The following is a 19,107-nucleotide window of genomic DNA, read 5'->3' as shown; positions in this document are numbered from 1 at the left end:
ATACAATAAATCATGAGAAAATTATATATAACAACACTATTATTACTATCAAGTATTGGTTTAACGGCACAGGTAACCTATGAGTTTAGTGTATCTTTTGTAGGCATTAATCCAAACACAAATAATTATCAGATGGCGCTTTTGGCCACTCCTAGTGAATCGGTTACTAATAATAGTACAGATGATATGGGAGCTGGATTTTATGTTCCAACTGGATTAACTATTGGGAATTTTGTTACAGGTAACTCCAACATTCCAGCCTCTGAATGGGCCTCTATTTCAATGGGACCAGGTGCATTTGGTGACGCCTATTTTTTAGGACGTGACGAAGCAGGTCAATTTAGTATTTTATTAAATGGTTCAGGGCCTTTTGAGCTTGTTTTATTTGATGTGATTGCAGATCCAAACCCATCCAGTGGAGAAATACGTTTTGTAGAGAATGGAGACCCGGTTTTTGATACCATTTTTATTGAAAATTATATTAATATTGCAGCACAAAACTTGTATTCACAAAATAATCCGCTTGCAAGTGCTGTCAGTTTCCAAACATTAGATATGGATACCTATATTTCCAATAGGGATATTAGTATCTACCCAAATCCTGTATCTAATATATTACATATTAAAACCGCACATTCTATTAATGCAATTGAAATATACACACTGCAAGGAAGCTTGATACTTAAAACAACACATTCCGAAATTAATGTCAATCAATTTCAATCTGGCACTTACATTCTTAAAGTACAAACAGATTTAGCACAAACAGTTAAAAAACTAATTATTAAATAATTAACTTAATTTTAATAACACATTTGGATCTGGACAGTTTTGTAGAAATTTGTCCAGATTTTTTGTATTACAAACACCTGGATAATCACCGTTATAACCTTCCATATCACGAATTATTTGAAAATGTAAATGAGGAGCATAATCGCCATTTACTTCAGCGGTACCAAGTGTAGCAATTGGTTCTCCTTGTTGAATAGGCTGACCTACCTTTTTATCAGCAAGAGAATCTAAACTTAAATGACCGTAAAGAGTGTAAAAAATAACATCATGAACCTGATGCTTTAAAACTAATGTTGGCCCATAATCACCATAATTGGCATTTATAGCAAAACTGTGTATAACGCCTTCCAGCGGTGCATAAACAGTGGTTCCTGCTGCAATCCATAAATCTAAACCTAAATGAATATTACGTTCTGTATCTGCATTTTGTTGATTGAAATAATTGCTGCGCTTGTAAATGTTTCGCTTTTCATTATAACCACCAAAAGCAACTTTCGCCTGTTTTTGATTACAATAGTCATTTATAAAAACACTCCAATCTTCAGATGAAGATACATTAAACGAATGTAATTGGGTATTGGTTTCAGACAAATCTATAGACACATATTGAGATAAAGGAATATCGTTATCTAAAACAAAAAGTGGCTGGGAACTTATGCCACGTAAAAAAGAAGAAAAAGTCATTGAGTTTATAGTATATAAAACTCAAAAATAGAAAACTAATTCATATTTACATGACTATATTTTGCATTTACAACAATAGTTCTATTATTGGAAATACTACCAGAGTTAAACATTGTTACAAACTGACCTTTCGTGTTTTTAGGATGTTTGAACTGTGAATTCTTGCCATGATATTGTAATTTATAATCTGCTATTGGTAATTTTAAATTGGCATTACTATTATCTAATGTAATGTTTATGGTATTGAAATTGTCCGTTATATTATGAATAGCCAAATCACCAAAACTCCCATTAATAATAGCATTCCCTGAAAGCTTATCAATATGAATATTAGACGAATTTGAATTTAACACAAGACCGTTAATATTTTGAATGGTAGCGTCTTCCACAAAATTAAGTTCCAAGTTTCCCATTTTCCAATCCTTAATTAAAAGAGAGGAATAAGATGCATTGATGGTGGTGTGCTCACCATCAATGCTACTTGCTAAAAACTTAGTATGATTTAATTCTGCTTTTAAATTATGAATAACAGAGGTGAATTTCATTTCACCGTGTCGCACATTCAATTTTAGTTTAGAATTTTTAGGAATTTTTATTTTAAGCGTCTTTTTAATAGTCATATTCTTTCCCATGTCTGAATTAAAAAGTGCTTGATATTTGGCTTCATTCTCTTGACGCTGACTTTCGTGTTTTTCTTGATTCTCTTCCATTCGTTTAGCTCGTTCTTCCATTTCCTTTCCAAATTGCTCACCCCAAGCTTCCATGTTTTTCCCAAACTCCTCTCCCCAGGCTTCCATACTTTTTCCAAATTTTTCCCCAAAGGCTTCACCCCATGCTTCCATATCCTTACCAAAGGTATCTCCAAACTGCTTTCCAAATGTTTCACCCCAAGCTTCCATCTCCTTTTCATACTTTTCAAAGGCTTCAGTATCTACATGTTTTGCCCAATTTTCCATTTTTTTCGCATAGGCTTCACCATATTTTGCACTGTATTCACGACTCCATTTTTGCATATAGGCTTCGCCTTCATTTTTATAGCGTTCAAAATCAAAATTAGTCGTGTTCATACCTTCTGGTAAATCAGGCAATTTTGGCATTTTTGGCATTTTTGGCATTTTTGCTAAATCTAATGACTCCATTAAACCATCTACCATTGGCATGATGGGCATGTCAGCCAATTCAATTTCCAAATTCTGCATGGCGAGATCCAATGATTTTGTATCAAAAAGAACCATGCTTTCAGACCAACTTTCACCTTCAGAATTAGAATTTATGGTGATAAAATCTTTTGAGCCCTCCACCCGGACTTTCCAGGCATCCAGTTGTTTTTTTAGTGCGTCTTTTGATAACGCATCACTTTCAATGTAGGCGTCAACTTCTATAATATCTTTATTCCACGTGTCTATAATAATGTTAGTATAACTAGCATTTAAATCAATTGTTACATCGTCGTTAACATGTAAAGATTGCGAAATTTTATCCATTCGCTGTTGGGCATTCATACTGCCTACAAATAGTAAGCAGAGAAGCAATAATTTTAGGTGTTTCATAAGTATCATATTTTTATGCGTTGTTTTTTTTCTGAAGTGTATCAGAATTTCTTAAACTTTGTAATTGTTCTTTTAGGCGATACATGAGATTTAAGCGAAACTTTAAATTTGTTATTAAAGCACTAACTGTTAATTCATTTGGACCTTGTTCTGTTAATTCCATGGACAAGCGCTTATACTCGGCATTTAAAGCATCTAAACGTAAAATATAACCATCTATGAGTTCTTTGTTATCTGAAGTCAACGTTACTTTTGACAATTCTAAATTAATATTTGCCAAATAGTAATCCTCCACTTTCTTAAAATCTGGAGAAATATCACCCAATGTTTTAAACGGTGTTTCTTCTGGAGCAACATCAACAACTGTAGTGGTTTTAACAGGCTGATTAAAATAAGCGTATGTGCCAAAACCCAATGCAAAGACGATTACAATACTGGCTGCAATTTGCATCCAAAATACGTTACGTGTCTTCTGTTTTGGTAAAGCTGTATTCAGTTTTTGCAGAAACCGGTCTTCATGTCCAGAAGGCATTTTAGGCATTATTTCCAAATCGTCTTCTTTGAGTAAATCTCTAATATCGCGTGCCATCTTTTTTTAGTTTTAATAATTCTTGTAATTGTAATTTCCCCCTATAAAGTTGCGTTCTTGAGGAAACTTCGGTGATATTTAGAATTTGCGAAATTTCCTGATGATCATAACCTTCTAATAAATAAAGCGTGAGAACCAATCGATACTTTTCAGCTAAACTTGAAATAGCCGCTTTAATATCCAAAATTCCCACAGCATCTTCAACCAACCAATTGTTATCCTCCGATTCTACAACATTTAAATGCACAGTTTCAAGTTCCACCAGCTGGTGTTTTCGTGTTTTTAACAAATCAATACTCGTGTTTATAACAATTCGTTTTAACCAAGCACCAAAAGTAACTTCCGCTTGGTATTGATCCAGTTTAGAAAACGCTTTAATAAACGCATCCTGAACAACATCTTCAGCTTCCGCATCATGCTTTACATAACGTTTAGCAACAATATACATACCTTGGCAGTACTGGTTGTATAACTGCATTTGTGCTTGACGGTTGTTTGCTTTGCATTTTTCAATTATATCGGGTTGAAACATGCCTTACTTTTTGGTTTTAATGGTTTAGTTCATCTTAAGGACGACAAAAAAAATAATGTGTTGCAAAAAATGCCTATTTTTTTTTCAGTTATAAAAAATAACTCTTAAAAATATGTGATAGCGCTTTAATAAAAATAACATTTAAAGTATCTTTATATCGTTAATATTAGTCCTTTATGAATAGATTTTTTAAATGGTTTTTAGGAGGCTTATTTCTAGTTGCCATCAGTTTATTTTTATACTCCTTTTTTGTTGATGGTAGTTTACTTGCGCCTCGAAAAAGTCCAATAGATACTGTATCGTTTTCAAAAAATGATTTGCAATTAGATATTGTTTATAACCGTCCGTCAAAACGCGGTCGAGAAATATTTGGCGGATTGGTGCCTTACCAGCAAGTGTGGAGAACAGGCGCAAATGAAGCAACAACATTTAAGACTAACAAGCCCTTGCAAATAAACAACGATTCGCTTCCAGCTGGAAAATACACCTTATGGACCATTCCTAATGATTCCACTTGGCAAGTGATGTTTAATTCAAAGCAATATGCTTGGGGTGTTGACACCGAAATGAAACCCATGCGTGAACCCGAATTTGATGTCATAACGGTATCTGTTCCAGTAGAAGACACTGGCATTACGGTAGAACAATTTACAATTGGATTTGACAATGCGTTGGATCATCTATCTCTAACCATGGCTTGGGATCAAACCAAAATAGCTGTACCAATAGAAACTTTTGACTAAAAAAACAACACATAAAAAAGCATTGCAAGAACAGGCTGGTGTTTCGCAACCCGAAACCATTAACCAGAATATTATTGCTGCCATAAAAAATCGTCGTGAAACAAAACCAACGACCCAACAACTCATTGATCGTATTTTAGAAGGTAACATGACTGCTTTAAGTCGCGCCATTACCTTAATTGAAAGCACCAATAAAACACATTCCCTTCAAGCCCACGACATTATAAAAGGCTGCTTACCGCATGCCAATAAATCAATAAGAATTGGGATTACAGGTGTTCCCGGTGTGGGAAAAAGCACGTTTATTGAATCCTTTGGGACCTTTTTATCTAAATCAGGTAAAAAGATTGCCGTTTTAGCTATTGATCCAAGTAGCTCAATTACCAAAGGCAGTATTTTAGGAGATAAAACCCGAATGGAAGATTTGGTGAAAGACACGAATGTCTATATCAGGCCCTCTCCTTCTGGAGAATCTTTAGGTGGTGTTGCGCGCAAAACGCGTGAAACTATTATTCTATGTGAAGCGGCAGGTTTTGATACTATTTTAATTGAAACCGTTGGTGTTGGACAAAGTGAAACAGCTGTTCATAGTATGGTAGATTTTTTTCTATTACTAAAACTTGCAGGTGCTGGTGATGAATTACAAGGTATTAAACGTGGTATTATAGAAATGGCAGATTCTATCGCTATTAATAAAGCCGATGGTGACAATTTAAAAGCAGCTAAAATAGCTAAAGTAGAGTTTAATCGTGCCTTGCATTTATATCCTGAAAAAGATTCCGCTTGGCAGCCAAAAGTTGTATTATGTAGTGCCTTACACAATGAAGGAATTGATACCGTTTGGGAAACTATAAATACTTACGTAAATCAGACACAGAGCAATGGATATTTTGAAAAAAGACGCCAGGAACAGAATAAATTTTGGCTAATTGAAACAATAAAAGACCATTTACATGCTGATTTCTTCAATAACGATGTTATTAAAAAAGCATTAAAACTTCAATTAGGATTAATTGAAGCACAAAAAACAACACCTTTTGCAGCTGCTGACTACCTATTACACTTAAAAACTGACTTATAGAAAATTGGCTTTATACCAAGCTACTTGCTTCTCAACACCTTCTAACAAGGTGGTTTGAGGATTGTAATTTATTAAACGTCTGGCTTTATCAATAATGGCTTTCGTACGTAATTGATCGCCAGCTCTAGCCGATACGTGATTAATGGCAATTTCCATATCCATCACTTGCGCTACAGCATCAATACCCTCTTGTGTGGTATGCTCTACTTCGGTTCCAAGATTAATAATTTCGCCATCAACAGCATCAACAAAGTCCATAACACTTACCACACCATCTACAATATCATCTACATAGGTAAAACTGCGTAAATGTGTTGAGCTGCCTTCGTATAACGGAAATGCTTCATTATTAAAGCCACAGGCAATGAGTTTAGTATACATTTTTTCAGGACGTTCACGAGGTCCAAAAACAGAATACAACCGTAACGAGCAAGATTTCATTTGCTTTTCACGCGATTTTTGAAGTACCAATTGTTCAGCCGCCAATTTAGTAACACCATAGTGTGAAGCTGGTTTTGGCGCCACATCTTCTGGAAAAGTTGCTTGCAAGCCGTAAATGGAAGAAGTGCCTATATTTACAAATAACTTTAAATCGTTTAATTGTAAAGCATAATCAATTACATTCTTGGTTGCAATAATATTATTGGTGAAATAGTCTTCAAAAGTTGATGTGGAAGAAATACCAGGTTGAGCAGCAAAATGAAAGATGAAATCAATATCCTTTGGTAAATTGTCGTTCAAATTATCAGAACGTAAATCCAATTTCAAAACACGAATACCTTTGTTAATTAGCGCTGTTTCGTTTAATTTTTTTAAGGATTTGCTGTAATAAGGCGAAAAATTATCCACACCTATTACATCATGTCCCATATCTTTTAAGCGTTCGGCTGTATGTGAGCCTATAAAACCCACTGCACCAGTAACTAGTATCTTCATAAATCTTAATTCTATTACAAAGAAACATTTTTTTTCTGTAAGATTGGAATTCTATAAAAAAGAATACATTTGTAGTACAACTTTAATTTTATGGATTACCAATTTACAATTATAGTTCCTGTTTATAATGAAGAAGACAATTTACCACGTGTAGAGAAGGAATTATTAGAATACATTAAAATAGCTAGCAAAAAAACAAAAATTCTTTTTGTAAATGATGGTTCTAAAGACAGTAGTCAGCAACATATTGAAGCCATAGCAAATAGGCATCCAGAGTTTCAATATATTAGTTTTAAGGAAAATCGTGGTTTAAGTGCGGCCATAAAAGCTGGTTTTGATTATGCAGATACTGAATTAGTGGGTTATATTGATTCTGATTTACAAACAGATCCAAAAGATTTCAATGTGCTTTTAGAACATATTAAGGACTATGATTTGGTTACGGGTGTCCGCGCAAACAGGAAAGATAGTTTTGTAAAAAACATGTCCTCTACAATAGCCAATGGTATTCGTCGAGCATTTACTAAAGATGGCATGGATGACACCGGCTGTCCGTTAAAAGTTATTAAAACAGTTTATGCCAAACGCATTCCCATGTTTGAAGGTTTACATCGCTTTCTTCCTGCTATGATTTTATTGCAAAACGGAAAAATTATTCAAGTACCCGTTAAACATTTTCCCCGAGTTGCAGGAGAGGCCAAGTTTGGTGTTTGGAATCGGTTAATAGGGCCATTGATGGACTGTTTTGCTTACCTTTGGATGAAGAAAAAGTACATTAATTATACGGTTGAAAAACATAGTTAATGAGTAATTGGCTCATATATAGCATTGGATTTTTAGCACAAATTTTGTTCTCATCCCGACTTATTGTCCAGTGGTTACATTCTGAAAAACAAAAACGTGTAATTACACCAACTATATTTTGGACTTTGAGCTTATTTGCTTCATTTTTGCTTTTTATTTATGGATATCTACGAGATGATTTTGCTATCATGCTTGGCCAAGGACTGACCTATTTTATCTATATCCGGAATTTACAATTACAAAACCAATGGCAAAAATATCCTAAATTCATGCAGTGGTTTTTACTACTGATGCCTACATTTATAGCTATTTACTACTTTAATAATAATACGATTGATGTGGTTAAACTTTTTAAAAATGAAGCCATCCCTTTTTGGCTATTAACACTTGGAATTGTATCACAAATAGTTTTCACATTACGTTTTATTTATCAGTGGTTATACTCCGAAAAACAAAAAGAATCCGCTTTACCATTTGGTTTTTGGTTATTAAGTTTAATAGGTTCTATACTGATTTTAACTTATGCTGTTTTCAGAAAAGACCCAGTTTTATTTACAGGTCATATTCTGGGTGCTATTATCTATATTAGAAATTTAATTTTAATCAGATCCTATGCTTCCACTTCTTAAAAAATATCCCGTTTTATTTATTTGCTTTGGAGTTGCTCTTGTTTTGCTTCCAAATTTAGATGTTATGAACGTGACTATTATGGAAGCACGTAATTTTATTACAGCTCGGGAAATGATAACCGATAACAACTGGCTGCTTACTACCATGAATGGTGAAGCACGTTATGAAAAACCTCCTCTACCTACGTGGCTTACCGCTATTTCAGCTCTCGTTTTTGGAGTAAAAAGTGTGTTTGCAATGCGTTTACCTGCGGTACTATTTATAATGCTGATAGCCATTTTTGTTTTTAAATTATCTCGAAAAATTACCCATAGTCAATCTTTTGGTTTGCTAGCTGCTATTACGGTTAGCACCTCTTTCTATGTTATTGGAATTATGATAGAAGCACCTTGGGATATTTTTACTCACGGTTTTATGTCTGTGGCTATTTATTACCTATTTTGTTTTTTTGAAGCAGAAAAAACCCAATGGAAATCAGCTCTTTTAGCAAGTTTCTTTATTGGTTTCTCTATTTTAAGTAAAGGCCCTGTAAGCTTCTATGCCTTACTGCTTCCCTTTGTTTTAGCATATGGATTTTCATTTAAATACAAACGATTTAAATCGAAAGTCATTCCAACCATACTTCTAATAATTTTAGCGCTTGCCATAGGAGGTTGGTGGTATTTATATGTGAGATTGGAAGATCCTGCAACTTTTTTAGCTATAGCTGAAAAAGAAACAGGAAACTGGAGCAGCTATAATGTGCGACCGTTTTATTACTATTGGAGCTTCTTTACTCAAAGTGGTTTGTGGACTATTCCTGCTTTTATAAGTTTATTATATCCGTATTTAAAAACACGTGTGCGAAATCGGAAAGCGTATAAATTTAGTTTCTTATGGACGCTATTTGCGGTCATTTTATTATCACTAATTCCTGAAAAAAAATCAAGATATTTAATGCCTGTACTAATTCCGCTGGCTATTAATTGTAGTTTTTATTTAGATTATTTAATACGTGAATTTAAAAACTTAAAAAATAAACGTGAAACCATACCTGTCTATTTCAACTTTGGACTCATAGGAATTATTGGAGTTGTTTTTCCTGTTTTAGCATTTGTTTTCCTTAAGGATAACCTTGCTGGTTATTGGTTCTATTTTATCATTGCTACAGTACTGGTTTTTTCTATGGGAATTTTAATTTTAAAATTCTTAAAACAAAAAAACATACGCCTGGTAATTATCTGTACGGTTGGGCTTTATGCAAGTCTAATTTTAACAGCCTTACCGCTTAAAGAGGCTTTAAACAGTCCCGATTACCATCCTATTAATTCTGAAATTTCCAATCGGTTAAAGCTCTATCAGTTTAATTATATTGCACCTGAAATGATTTGGGAATACGGACAAAAAATTCCTCAAATTAAAAATGAAGATGGGTCAATTAGCTTGCCTAAAGAAACAAATTTTGGATTATTAGCTATTGGTGTGAGCCCTGAAGATTCTAAAATACTTCAAGAGAACTACACCATTAAAGAAATAGATAGGTTCAATTTAAATACCGCTTTTAAAGAATCCCGTCAGTATAAAGATAGACTTGTAGCCACTTACTACTTACTCACCAAAAAAAATTAACGGACACGAAAGCGGTGTTGCAAATAAATATCTAGTTTGTAAAATAGAAAACCTGATAACGCTCCAAACGCCATACCGCAAACAACATCTAAAGGAAAATGTACACCAATATAAATACGGCTATAACCCATAGCTGCTGACCAGAGCAGCATGAAAAATATAAAATATTTATACTTAAAGCGAAGCAATAAACCACTAAAAACAGCAACTGCCATAGAATTGGAAGCATGACCAGAGAAAAACCCGTATTGTCCGCCACAATTAGGCTTAACCAAACGCATTAAACCTTCTAAAGTAGGGTCATGACAAGGTCTCAAGCGCATGACCAAAACCTTTTTAAATACATTGGTCATTTGATCTGTAAATAAAACCATTAAAGCAATCACCACGATGGTTATTAAAAATAGTTTCGGCGTCCGTGTTCTGAAAATTAAAAATAATAAAACGGCATAGAAAGGTATCCAATAGAACTTGGTGGTATAAAACATCCAAAATGCATCCCAAGATGTAGACCCTAAATTATTTAAATAAAGAAAAAGCTCAATATCAAGTTGTACTAATTGTTCTAACATAATTAATCTTCGTAGCGTTCTATTTCACGATCGTAAAAATCATTGGCTTGTTGTATGAGGCTTTCTGCCTCTATTTCCAATTCTTTTTGGTCATGTTGATCAAAATCTTCTAACCATTCAACATCGTCATTTTCTAAATTAATTATGAATCTTGGAAACTCGGTATGAATAACAAAAATTGCTTCGGGAAAATCGGTGTTATCGCCTAATAAAAATTTTGGGAAGTCCATATAAGAAGTTACTTGTTAGATAAAATTAAACGTTTGGTAAGATAGTTAAATCGGATAAATAATAAAATAGCAGCAACGGTTAATCCAGCCAGTAAGCCCAGCCAAATTCCAAAACTAGCATACCGTTCGGCACTTCCAAAATAAATACTAATTGGAAACCCAACAATCCAGTATGAAATAAAGGTAATAATGGTTGGTATTTTAACATCCTGTAAGCCACGTAAAGCACCCAGCATAACCACTTGAATACTATCACTAATTTGAAAAATAGCAGCTGCAATTAATAAATTGGCCGCAATACGCATTACTTCAGCATTATCAACTGCGTTTAAAACATCCGAATTATCTAAATATAATTTTGGCAGTTGCTCATGAAAAACAAAGAACAACAACCCAAAAGCGACAGCCAAAATGGTTCCTAACAAAAAAATAGAAAAGGCAATTCTGCGTAATTCAAAGTAATTCTTTAATCCTTTTTGGTTCCCGACGCGAATCATAGAGGCAACACTTAAACCTGTTGCCACCATGAATGTCATTGATGATAAGTTTAAGGCAATTTGGTTGGCTGCTTGCGCGTTTTTACCTAACAAACCACTTAACCAAATGGCAGCTGTAAAAATGGCGACTTCAAAAAACATTTGCATAGCACTAGGCGACCCCAAGTTAATGACTTTTTGAAGCTCTAATTTATCTAAAACAAATATTTTAATATTTGTAACATAATTTCTCGATTTTTTATGGCCTTTAAGAATCCACCAAAGAAAAACAACCATCACAATGCGTGAAATTAAAGTTCCATATGCAGCACCAACTATTCCAAACTCGGGAAAACCAAATTTTCCAAAAATAAGAACATAGTTTAAAACGACATTTACAACATTAGCTACTATAGTTGCATACATGGGATATCGTGTCATGGATAAACCATCACTAAATTGCTTAAACGCTTGAAAAACAATTAAAGGTACTAATGAAAATGCCACCCATTCTAAATAAGGAATAGCCAGCTCCACAACCTCTAAAGGTTGTTTCATTACATACATTAAAGGTTTTGCAAATAAGAGCAGGATAAATAAAAACAACCCTAAAGACGAGCACAAAAATAAACCATGCTTAAAAGCTGATTTACCCTTGGTAAAATTTCCTTCTGCATCGGCTTCTGCTATAAGTGGTGTTATAGCGGTAGAAAAACCAATTCCTAAAGACATGGCTATAAACATAAAACTATTACCTAAAGACACAGCAGCTAATTCGGCAGTTCCCAATTGCCCAACCATAATATTGTCAACAAAACCCACAAAGGTATGCCCTAACATACCCAGCATGACAGGAGCTGCCAATTGCCAGTTATATTTAAATTCTTTTGTGTAATTGCTGAGTACCATTTGGCAAAAGTAGTATTTAGGTTTTGCCTAAACTATATAAACTTTTATTAAAATTTAATTGTACAATTATTAAAGTGATCCTACATATCTTTTGGCATCCTCAAACTCGGTCATTATAGTATTAACTAGTTCTGCTACAGGTTTTATATCGTGGATAAGTCCTGCTATTTGACCAATTTCTAATTCACCATCTTCCAAATCACCTTCAAACATACCACGTTTAGCACGTGCACGCCCTAATAGTTCTTTTAATTGTTCTGGTGTAGGAGCAGATTTATAAAGCTCCTGAATATCATTAAAAAACTTGTTTTTTATTAAACGAACTGGTGCCAATTCTTTTAACGTTAATTGAGTAGCACCTTCTTTTGCATCCACAACAACTTGTTTAAAAGCTTGATGCGCTGAACTTTCTTCACTCGCCACAAAGCGACTTCCAACTTGAACTGCATCGGCTCCTAAAATCATGGTGGCTAACATGGCTTTTCCAGTGGCTATGCCTCCAGCCGCAATTAATGGAATGGACAACTGTTCTTTTACCATAGGAATTAATGTTAATGTTGTGGTTTCATCACGACCATTATGTCCACCTGCCTCAAAACCTTCGGCAACAACGGCATCCACACCTGCTTCTTGCGCTTTGAGGGCAAACTTGACACTACTCACCACATGGACAACCGTAATGCCACGTTCTTGCAACCAGCTTGTCCACGTTTTAGGATTTCCTGCAGAAGTGAAAACAATTTTTACACCTTCTTCTACAATAATATTCATGATTTCTTCCACATTTGGATACAACATGGGAACGTTAACACCAAAAGATTTACTGGTTGCTTTTTTACATTTCTGAATATGCTCACGCAACACGTCAGGATACATACTTCCAGCTCCTATTAAGCCTAAAATACCAGCGTTACTAGATGCTGAAGCTAAACGCCAACCTGAATTCCAAATCATTCCAGCTTGAATAATTGGATATTGAATATTAAAAAGTTTGGTAATTCTGTTAGACATAATATGCTAAAATTTAAAATGAAGTTTATTAAAATAGATTGTTTTACTAATCCGTAAATTAAGATATAACACCCGAACCAATAAGTTCTTCTCCTAAATACCAAGCTGCAAATTGCCCTTCAGCAATGGCTGATTGCGGATTTGAAAACTCGATAAACAACCCAGATTCCACACGGTAAAGTGTTGCTTTTTCTAATGGTTGCCGATAACGAATACGTGCTAGAACATCTAAAGTATCACCAACTAACAAGGCTAAATCTTCACGAACCCAGTGCAAATCTTCGTTTGTGATAAACAGTGCCGATTTGTATAATCCAGGATGCATTTTACCTTGACCTGTATAAATAACATTGGCTTCTACGTCGGTATCAATTACAAAAAGTGGTTCAACAGTACCGCCAACAGCCAAGCCTTTTCGCTGTCCTTTAGTATAAAAATGGGCGCCTTGATGTTTACCTACTATTTTACCGTCCGACACACTGTAATTGGCCTTTTTGGTTAAATAGTCTAGTTCCGACTGTTTGGAATTGAATATTGGAATTTCATTATTGTAACCTCTATATGTATTTGGAATTTCAACAATAACCCCTTCTTTAGGTTTTAATTTTTGCTGAAGAAACTCTGGTAGTCGAACCTTTCCTATAAAACACAAGCCTTGTGAGTCTTTTTTATCGGCCGTAATTAAATCCAGTTTTGAGGCTATATCGCGAACTTGCGGTTTTGTTAGTTCGCCAATAGGAAATAGCGATTTTGCCAATTGCGCTTGAGATAATTGACATAAAAAATAAGATTGATCTTTATTTATGTCAACACCAGCTAATAATTGATGAATAGTTTGACCATTTTTATTAAATGATGTTTTACGACAATAGTGACCTGTAGCTACATAATCGGCTCCCAAGTCTAATGCTATTTTCATAAAAACATCGAATTTAATCTCTCGGTTGCATAGCACGTCAGGATTTGGTGTCCTACCGCTTTCATATTCTTTGAACATGTAATCAACTATACGTTCCTTATAGGCTTCACTTAAATCAACTGTCTGAAAAGGAATTCCTAATTTATCAGCAACTAACATAGCATCATTGCTGTCATCTAACCACGGACATTCATCTGAAATTGTTACAGAGTCATCATGCCAGTTTTTCATAAACAAACCAATAACCTCAAAGCCTTGCTCCTTTAAAAGATACGCTGCAACACTGGAATCTACACCTCCAGATAAACCGACTATAACACGTTTTTTATTTTCCATAATTTGGTGCAAAGATAACAGAATTCGTTCAATATATGGCAACTCAAAAACTGATTGATTTAAAGGTTTTTATAATTTTTGTTTAATTTTTTGTTAAAATTAGTAAACAAATTTGGTGTTTTGTTTAATGTTTTTGTATGTTTGATAAACAAACATAAAAAATCAAATAAAATGAAAACATTAACAGCTTTAAAAAGATTTTCTGCTAGTTTATTAGCAGTATTCTTAATCGCATCATGTAGTAGTGATGACGACAACAACCCAATTACACCCACGCCACAACAAAATAACATTGTTGATTTAGCGTTGGCAAACCCTGAATTAAGTTCTTTAGTAGCTGCTCTTCAAGCTGCCGATGGCGATTTAGTTTCAGTACTACAAGGTTCTGGACCGTTTACAGTTTTAGCACCAGACAACGATGCTTTTGCTGCTTTTTTATCAGATAATGGTTTCGCATCTTTAGATGACGTTCCAACTGATGTCTTATCGCAAGTATTATTAAATCACGTGATTTCTGGGTCAGTTCCTTCGACTGCTTTAGTGAGTCAAGGTAGTGGTTATGCCTCTACCAACGCAACAGGTGCTGGCGGTGCAAGTATGAGCCTGTATTTTAATACAGCAAACAATGATGTTCGATTTAATAATGTAGCTTCTGTTTCTACAGCAGATGTAGCTGCCTCTAATGGAATAATTCATATTGTTGATGGTGTTATCGGATTACCTGATGTTGTAGACCACGCTTTAGCTAATTCAAGCTTTAGTAATTTAGTAGCTGCTTTAGGAGCCGCAGATGGAGATTTAGTTTCCGTTTTACAAGGTAATGGACCGTATACAGTATTAGCACCTGTAGATATGGCATTTTCAGACTTTTTAGCGGATAATGGTTTTTCTGGTCTTGGTGATGTACCTACAGATGTATTATCTCAGGTACTTTTAAATCACGTGTTAGCAGGAGCCACTTTTTCTACAGATTTAGTAAATATGGGTTCAGGATATACAACAACTAGTGCAACAGGTGCTGGAGATAACGCAATGAGTTTATATTTCAATACTTCAGATGGTGTAACATTTAATGGTATATCTAGTGTGGCGGAAGCTGACGTTGTTGGTACAAATGGAGTTATCCACGCAGTAGATGCTGTAATTGGATTACCAACTGTAGTAGATTTCGCATTGGCTGATCCTACTTTTGAAACTTTAGTAGCAGCATTAACAAGAGACGATTTAACTTTTGACTACGTAGGAACACTTTCTACACCAAACGGAACAGCTCCAGCGCCTTTTACAGTATTCGCACCAACAAACGACGCGTTTGGCGATTTACTAACAGAATTAAATGTAGCATCTTTAGGTGATATCCCTGAAGCAACTTTAAAAGCTACATTAGACATGCACGCAGTTGCCGGAGCAAACGTAAGATCAACAGCATTAATGGATAATATGACTGTAAGCACATTAGGTGGAGACATTACAGCAAATATAACTGGTGGTGCAACCTTAACAGATGCAAACGGCAGAGTTAGCAACATAATTGCTGTTGATGTTCAAGCTTCCAATGGCGTAATTCATGCTATCGATAAGGTTGTTTTACCACCTTTATAATAGAAAAAAGAGTCAATAAAATAAACGTCTTATTTGAAGAGTCGTTAAATTAAAATTGCTATGAAAGAGAATAAAGGTTATTGTGTAAAAACAGTAGCCTTTATTTTTTTAATAAAAATTATATTAAAACTTTAAAATAAAATACAATCGTTGTTTGATATCCTCCTTTAAATATATATATTGTAGCGCTTATGTTTAGGTATTCCCCATTTTGATTGATTAATAGCTAAAAATTACAAATGCATGCCTAAATAAGTAAAGCTCCTTAAAACTTTAAGGAGCTTTTTAATTTTTACGGGATTAGGCTTTAATTAGACTTTTTATACGGATTATTACTTTTTGGTGTAAAGTCTTTTTCTTCTTTCAAAACACCATTTTCATAGTACTTCCAAAGGCCATGTTTTTGATTGTTTTTGTACAAACCTTCAACTAACAACGTCCCTGATTCGTCAAAAAACTTGGCTATTCCATGCAAATCACCTATCTGGTAATGCTGCTCTTTAATTACAGTGCCATTTTCTGCATAATTAATAGTTTTACCATGGCGTTTTCCATTTTCATAACGTGCATTTTCTGCAATTTGTCCACTTAAATAATAAACAAGCTTTTCACCTTCTAGCAGACCTTTAGAGCTATAGTTCTCAAAAGTCATGAGTTGAGTTCCGTTACTATGGTAATACTTCCAGTCTCCAATATATAATTTGTTCTGCATCATCCCTTCACTAATAACAATTCCATTGCTTCCATAGAAAGTAACTTTAGCAGTATTATTATTAGAGTTAAATTCGCGAGTGGCAGTTAATATTGCTTCTCCTTTTATGTTTTTATAGAATTTAAACACACCTATTTCTTTACCATGCTCAAATGTACCTTCATAACGGATAACATCGGTGCCATCAAAGTTCTTTTTCCACTTACCGTGGCGTTTCCCATCGGCATCAAATTGATTTAATGTTTGTGCAAAACTGCTAAAACCAACCAATAGTGCTAAAACTAAAAGTGTCTGCTTCATAAATATTATAATCTATTAATTGTCTAAACGAAAAAATATAGAATTTGTTATATCAAAAAAGCTGCCTATTAAGGCAGCTTATATAAACTATTTTTTCTTACGCCTTTCTTGCGCTTGCTTCTGTTGTTCGGCTTGCTCCATCATATCAGCCATTTTTTTCTGAAACTTATTTTGCTTTTTAGGTTTCTTCTTATTTATCTGAATTTGAGCATGAATCTTGTCTTCGTCTAAAATATAGTTTTTTATGACTAACATAATTCCGATACTTATAAGGTTTGAAATAAAGTAATACAAACTTAAACCAGACGCGTAATTATTAAAGAAGAATAACATCATTAATGGCGATAAGTAAATCATATATTTCATAAGTTTACCCATATCTGGCATGCCTTCTTGAGTAGGCTGTGATGCCATTTGCTGTCCTGTAGTCATTTTCATATAAAAGAAAATAGCTATTGAAGCCAATATTGGAAACAAACTTACATGATCGCCATAGAATGGTATTGTAAACGGCAAATTGGCAATGATATCATAAGACGATAAATCGTCTGCCCAAAGGAAACTTTTCTGTCTTAAATCGAAAGCAGATGGAAAAAATTGGAATAAAGCATAGAAAACTGGCAACTGTATTAAAGCTGGTAAACAACCACTCAACGGGCTAGCGCCTGCTTTGTTTTGTAAAGCCATAGTTTCCTGCTGGGCTTTCATTTTATTATCCTTATACTTTTCACGAATCGCGTCCAATTCTGGCTTTAAAACTTTTAATTTTGCCTGTGATAAAAACTGTTTGTATTGCACAAAAGACAATAACATTTTAATTAAAACAGTCATGACAATAATAGCAATACCATATGGCAAAAATCCAGCTAAAAATGCAAATAACGGAACAAATACATAACGGTTTATCCAACCAAAAATCCCCCATCCAAACGGAATACTATCTTCTAAACCAATGTCGTATTTCTGTAAAACTTTATTATCAGTTGGACCGAAATAAAACCCTAAATCTTGATTTAATTCGCCAGCAGATGGTTCTAAAGTAAATTTAGATTGAAATGTCTTTGTAAACACAGTATCAATTTCTTCATTTTCTACCAAGTCGGTAGAATTAAGCTGAACCGATTTTAATGGAATTTTAGACGTTAAAATACTACTAAAGAAATGCTGTCTGTAAGACAACCAATTAACATCGGCTTCTGTTTCTTCATCTTCACCAGTAGGACTTAATTTGTCTATTTTATCACCTTCATATTGGTATGTTAATCGGGTATAACGGTTTTCATAACTAATGCTTTTATCATGACGGTACGTTTTTAACGCCCAATTTAAATTAATAGGTTGCGAGCTATTGATGACATTACTTAAACCTTGAGAACGAATTGTAAAATCAACCATATAATTATTAGGTTGAATTTCATAGCGATACTCTAAAAATTGGTTTGCAGACACTTTAAGCTTCATAGAAACGATCGTGTTTTCACCATTTTTAGTTACTGTAGGCTCAAAATATAAATCCTTTGTGTTCAGAATACGACTATCAGACGTACCGAAATTGATATTAAAATCGGTATTGCCATCTTTTATTAGGTAAATTGGAATGGAATCAAAATCGACAAACTTTTTCAATTTCACTTCAGATAAATAACCACCTTTATTACTGAATTTTAAATCTAAAACATCTGTTTTAATTTCTGTTTCCTTGGTAGTGGCCGATGGTAAACTGGCAGAATAGGCAAAAGCACCTAATTTATTCTGTAAAGCAACTAATTGTGTTGAATCTTGTGCATTTAATGCGGAAAAATCCTCTGCAGTGGTAATAGCCGTTTCTTTTTGATTTTCGGCTTGTTTTTCAGCTTCAACTTGTTCTTGTTTTGCTCGTTCTTGTTCGGCTAACTCCTCGGGTGTTGGCTGATTGGTGTACATCATGTACACAAGTATTCCGAAAATTAGGACGAAACCTATTACTGAATTTAGGTCAAATTTCTTTTGTTCCATATGTTACTTACTTGTCCCTTTTAAACTAACAACAGCTTCTTATTAAGATTTACTGATTAATTGTAAAAAAAGGACACTTATAAAATTATCAAATAA

General features: G+C 34.2%; 19 protein-coding genes. 7 read left to right on the top strand and 12 right to left on the bottom strand.

Annotated elements, in window-relative coordinates; translation table 11 throughout:
- Nucleotides 1-12: 12 nt before the first annotated feature.
- Nucleotides 13-792: a T9SS type A sorting domain-containing protein gene (locus BM239_RS14115; RefSeq protein ID WP_092209759.1), complete on the top strand. Its 780-nt coding sequence runs from the start codon at nucleotides 13-15 to the stop codon at nucleotides 790-792.
- Here the strand turns inward: BM239_RS14115 and BM239_RS14110 are convergent, their stop codons facing one another.
- The 4 genes from BM239_RS14110 to BM239_RS14095 are packed head-to-tail and all read right to left on the bottom strand — an operon-like array spanning nucleotide 793 to nucleotide 4,147.
- Nucleotides 793-1,476: a peptidoglycan DD-metalloendopeptidase family protein gene (locus tag BM239_RS14110; protein ID WP_092209757.1), complete on the bottom strand. Its 684-nt coding sequence runs from the start codon at nucleotides 1,474-1,476 to the stop codon at nucleotides 793-795.
- A 35-nt stretch (nucleotides 1,477-1,511) separates the two neighbouring features.
- Entirely contained in the window at nucleotides 1,512-3,026 is a 1,515-nt protein-coding gene (locus tag BM239_RS14105; protein ID WP_143094933.1) for a hypothetical protein, read from the bottom strand.
- A 13-nt stretch (nucleotides 3,027-3,039) separates the two neighbouring features.
- On the bottom strand, nucleotides 3,040-3,615 hold the full coding sequence (locus BM239_RS14100) for a hypothetical protein (protein ID WP_092209753.1): 576 nt from the start codon (nucleotides 3,613-3,615) through the stop codon (nucleotides 3,040-3,042).
- On the bottom strand, nucleotides 3,599-4,147 hold the full coding sequence (locus BM239_RS14095) for an RNA polymerase sigma factor (RefSeq protein ID WP_092209751.1): 549 nt from the start codon (nucleotides 4,145-4,147) through the stop codon (nucleotides 3,599-3,601). Before BM239_RS14095 ends, BM239_RS14100 begins: the two co-directional genes overlap by 17 nt.
- A gap of 176 nt (nucleotides 4,148-4,323) precedes the next feature.
- Between BM239_RS14095 and BM239_RS14090 the strand changes: the two genes are divergently transcribed.
- Together BM239_RS14090 and meaB are read left to right on the top strand one after the other, a co-directional pair.
- Complete coding sequence (locus BM239_RS14090) at nucleotides 4,324-4,890, top strand: DUF2911 domain-containing protein (protein ID WP_092209749.1); 567 nt, start codon at nucleotides 4,324-4,326, stop codon at nucleotides 4,888-4,890.
- Nucleotides 4,883-5,971 (top strand): methylmalonyl Co-A mutase-associated GTPase MeaB, encoded by a 1,089-nt coding sequence (gene meaB, locus BM239_RS14085; RefSeq protein ID WP_092209747.1) that lies wholly within the window; start codon nucleotides 4,883-4,885, stop codon nucleotides 5,969-5,971. The genes BM239_RS14090 and meaB overlap by 8 nt, the downstream gene beginning before the upstream one ends.
- Here meaB and BM239_RS14080 read toward each other — a convergent pair.
- Nucleotides 5,966-6,907 (bottom strand): NAD-dependent epimerase/dehydratase family protein, encoded by a 942-nt coding sequence (locus BM239_RS14080; protein ID WP_092209745.1) that lies wholly within the window; start codon nucleotides 6,905-6,907, stop codon nucleotides 5,966-5,968. The two genes, meaB and BM239_RS14080, sit on opposite strands and share 6 nt — an antisense overlap.
- Before the next feature lie 90 nt (nucleotides 6,908-6,997).
- Between BM239_RS14080 and BM239_RS14075 the strand changes: the two genes are divergently transcribed.
- Genes BM239_RS14075 through BM239_RS14065 form a run of 3 tightly spaced genes read left to right on the top strand, consistent with a single transcriptional unit; the run spans nucleotide 6,998 to nucleotide 9,949 of the window.
- Nucleotides 6,998-7,711, top strand: coding sequence for a glycosyltransferase family 2 protein (locus tag BM239_RS14075; protein ID WP_092209742.1), 714 nt, complete (start codon nucleotides 6,998-7,000; stop codon nucleotides 7,709-7,711).
- Nucleotides 7,711-8,340 carry a lipid-A-disaccharide synthase N-terminal domain-containing protein gene (locus BM239_RS14070; RefSeq protein ID WP_092209740.1) on the top strand — a complete coding sequence of 210 codons (630 nt, stop codon included), beginning with the start codon at nucleotides 7,711-7,713 and terminating at the stop codon, nucleotides 8,338-8,340. The genes BM239_RS14075 and BM239_RS14070 overlap by 1 nt, the downstream gene beginning before the upstream one ends.
- A complete protein-coding gene (locus tag BM239_RS14065) occupies nucleotides 8,324-9,949 on the top strand; it encodes an ArnT family glycosyltransferase (protein ID WP_092209738.1) in 1,626 nt (541 codons plus the stop codon). The genes BM239_RS14070 and BM239_RS14065 overlap by 17 nt, the downstream gene beginning before the upstream one ends.
- On the opposite strand, the gene BM239_RS14060 is transcribed toward BM239_RS14065, so the two are convergent.
- The 5 genes from BM239_RS14060 to mnmA form a co-directional block, all read right to left on the bottom strand.
- Nucleotides 9,946-10,521: a phosphatase PAP2 family protein gene (locus BM239_RS14060; protein ID WP_092209735.1), complete on the bottom strand. Its 576-nt coding sequence runs from the start codon at nucleotides 10,519-10,521 to the stop codon at nucleotides 9,946-9,948. The two genes, BM239_RS14065 and BM239_RS14060, sit on opposite strands and share 4 nt — an antisense overlap.
- Nucleotides 10,522-10,523: 2 nt before the next feature.
- Nucleotides 10,524-10,751 (bottom strand): hypothetical protein, encoded by a 228-nt coding sequence (locus BM239_RS14055; RefSeq protein WP_092209733.1) that lies wholly within the window; start codon nucleotides 10,749-10,751, stop codon nucleotides 10,524-10,526.
- 8 nt (nucleotides 10,752-10,759) lie between these two features.
- The gene (locus BM239_RS14050; protein ID WP_092209731.1) at nucleotides 10,760-12,136 is read right to left on the bottom strand and encodes an MATE family efflux transporter; all 1,377 of its coding nucleotides are present in this window, start codon (nucleotides 12,134-12,136) and stop codon (nucleotides 10,760-10,762) included.
- Nucleotides 12,137-12,205: 69 nt separating this feature from the next.
- Nucleotides 12,206-13,147, bottom strand: a complete 942-nt coding sequence (locus tag BM239_RS14045; RefSeq protein WP_092209729.1) for an NAD(P)H-dependent flavin oxidoreductase — start codon at nucleotides 13,145-13,147, stop codon at nucleotides 12,206-12,208.
- Nucleotides 13,148-13,205: 58 nt separating this feature from the next.
- The gene (gene mnmA / locus BM239_RS14040) at nucleotides 13,206-14,402 is read right to left on the bottom strand and encodes a tRNA 2-thiouridine(34) synthase MnmA (protein ID WP_092209726.1); all 1,197 of its coding nucleotides are present in this window, start codon (nucleotides 14,400-14,402) and stop codon (nucleotides 13,206-13,208) included.
- A gap of 171 nt (nucleotides 14,403-14,573) precedes the next feature.
- Here mnmA and BM239_RS14035 point away from each other — a divergent pair, with 171 nt between their 5' ends.
- Nucleotides 14,574-16,004 (top strand): fasciclin domain-containing protein, encoded by a 1,431-nt coding sequence (locus BM239_RS14035; protein ID WP_177209053.1) that lies wholly within the window; start codon nucleotides 14,574-14,576, stop codon nucleotides 16,002-16,004.
- 307 nt (nucleotides 16,005-16,311) lie between these two features.
- Here the strand turns inward: BM239_RS14035 and BM239_RS14030 are convergent, their stop codons facing one another.
- Together BM239_RS14030 and yidC are read right to left on the bottom strand one after the other, a co-directional pair.
- A complete protein-coding gene (locus tag BM239_RS14030; RefSeq protein WP_092209724.1) occupies nucleotides 16,312-17,016 on the bottom strand; it encodes a toxin-antitoxin system YwqK family antitoxin in 705 nt (234 codons plus the stop codon).
- 87 nt (nucleotides 17,017-17,103) lie between these two features.
- Nucleotides 17,104-19,011 (bottom strand): membrane protein insertase YidC, encoded by a 1,908-nt coding sequence (gene yidC / locus BM239_RS14025; RefSeq protein ID WP_092209722.1) that lies wholly within the window; start codon nucleotides 19,009-19,011, stop codon nucleotides 17,104-17,106.
- Nucleotides 19,012-19,107: the final 96 nt, after the last annotated feature.

The sequence above is a fragment of the Algorimicrobium echini genome (assembly GCF_900115185.1).
GTDB lineage: Bacteria > Bacteroidota > Bacteroidia > Flavobacteriales > Flavobacteriaceae > Algorimicrobium > Algorimicrobium echini.
This window is presented reverse-complemented; position numbering and strand designations above follow the sequence as displayed.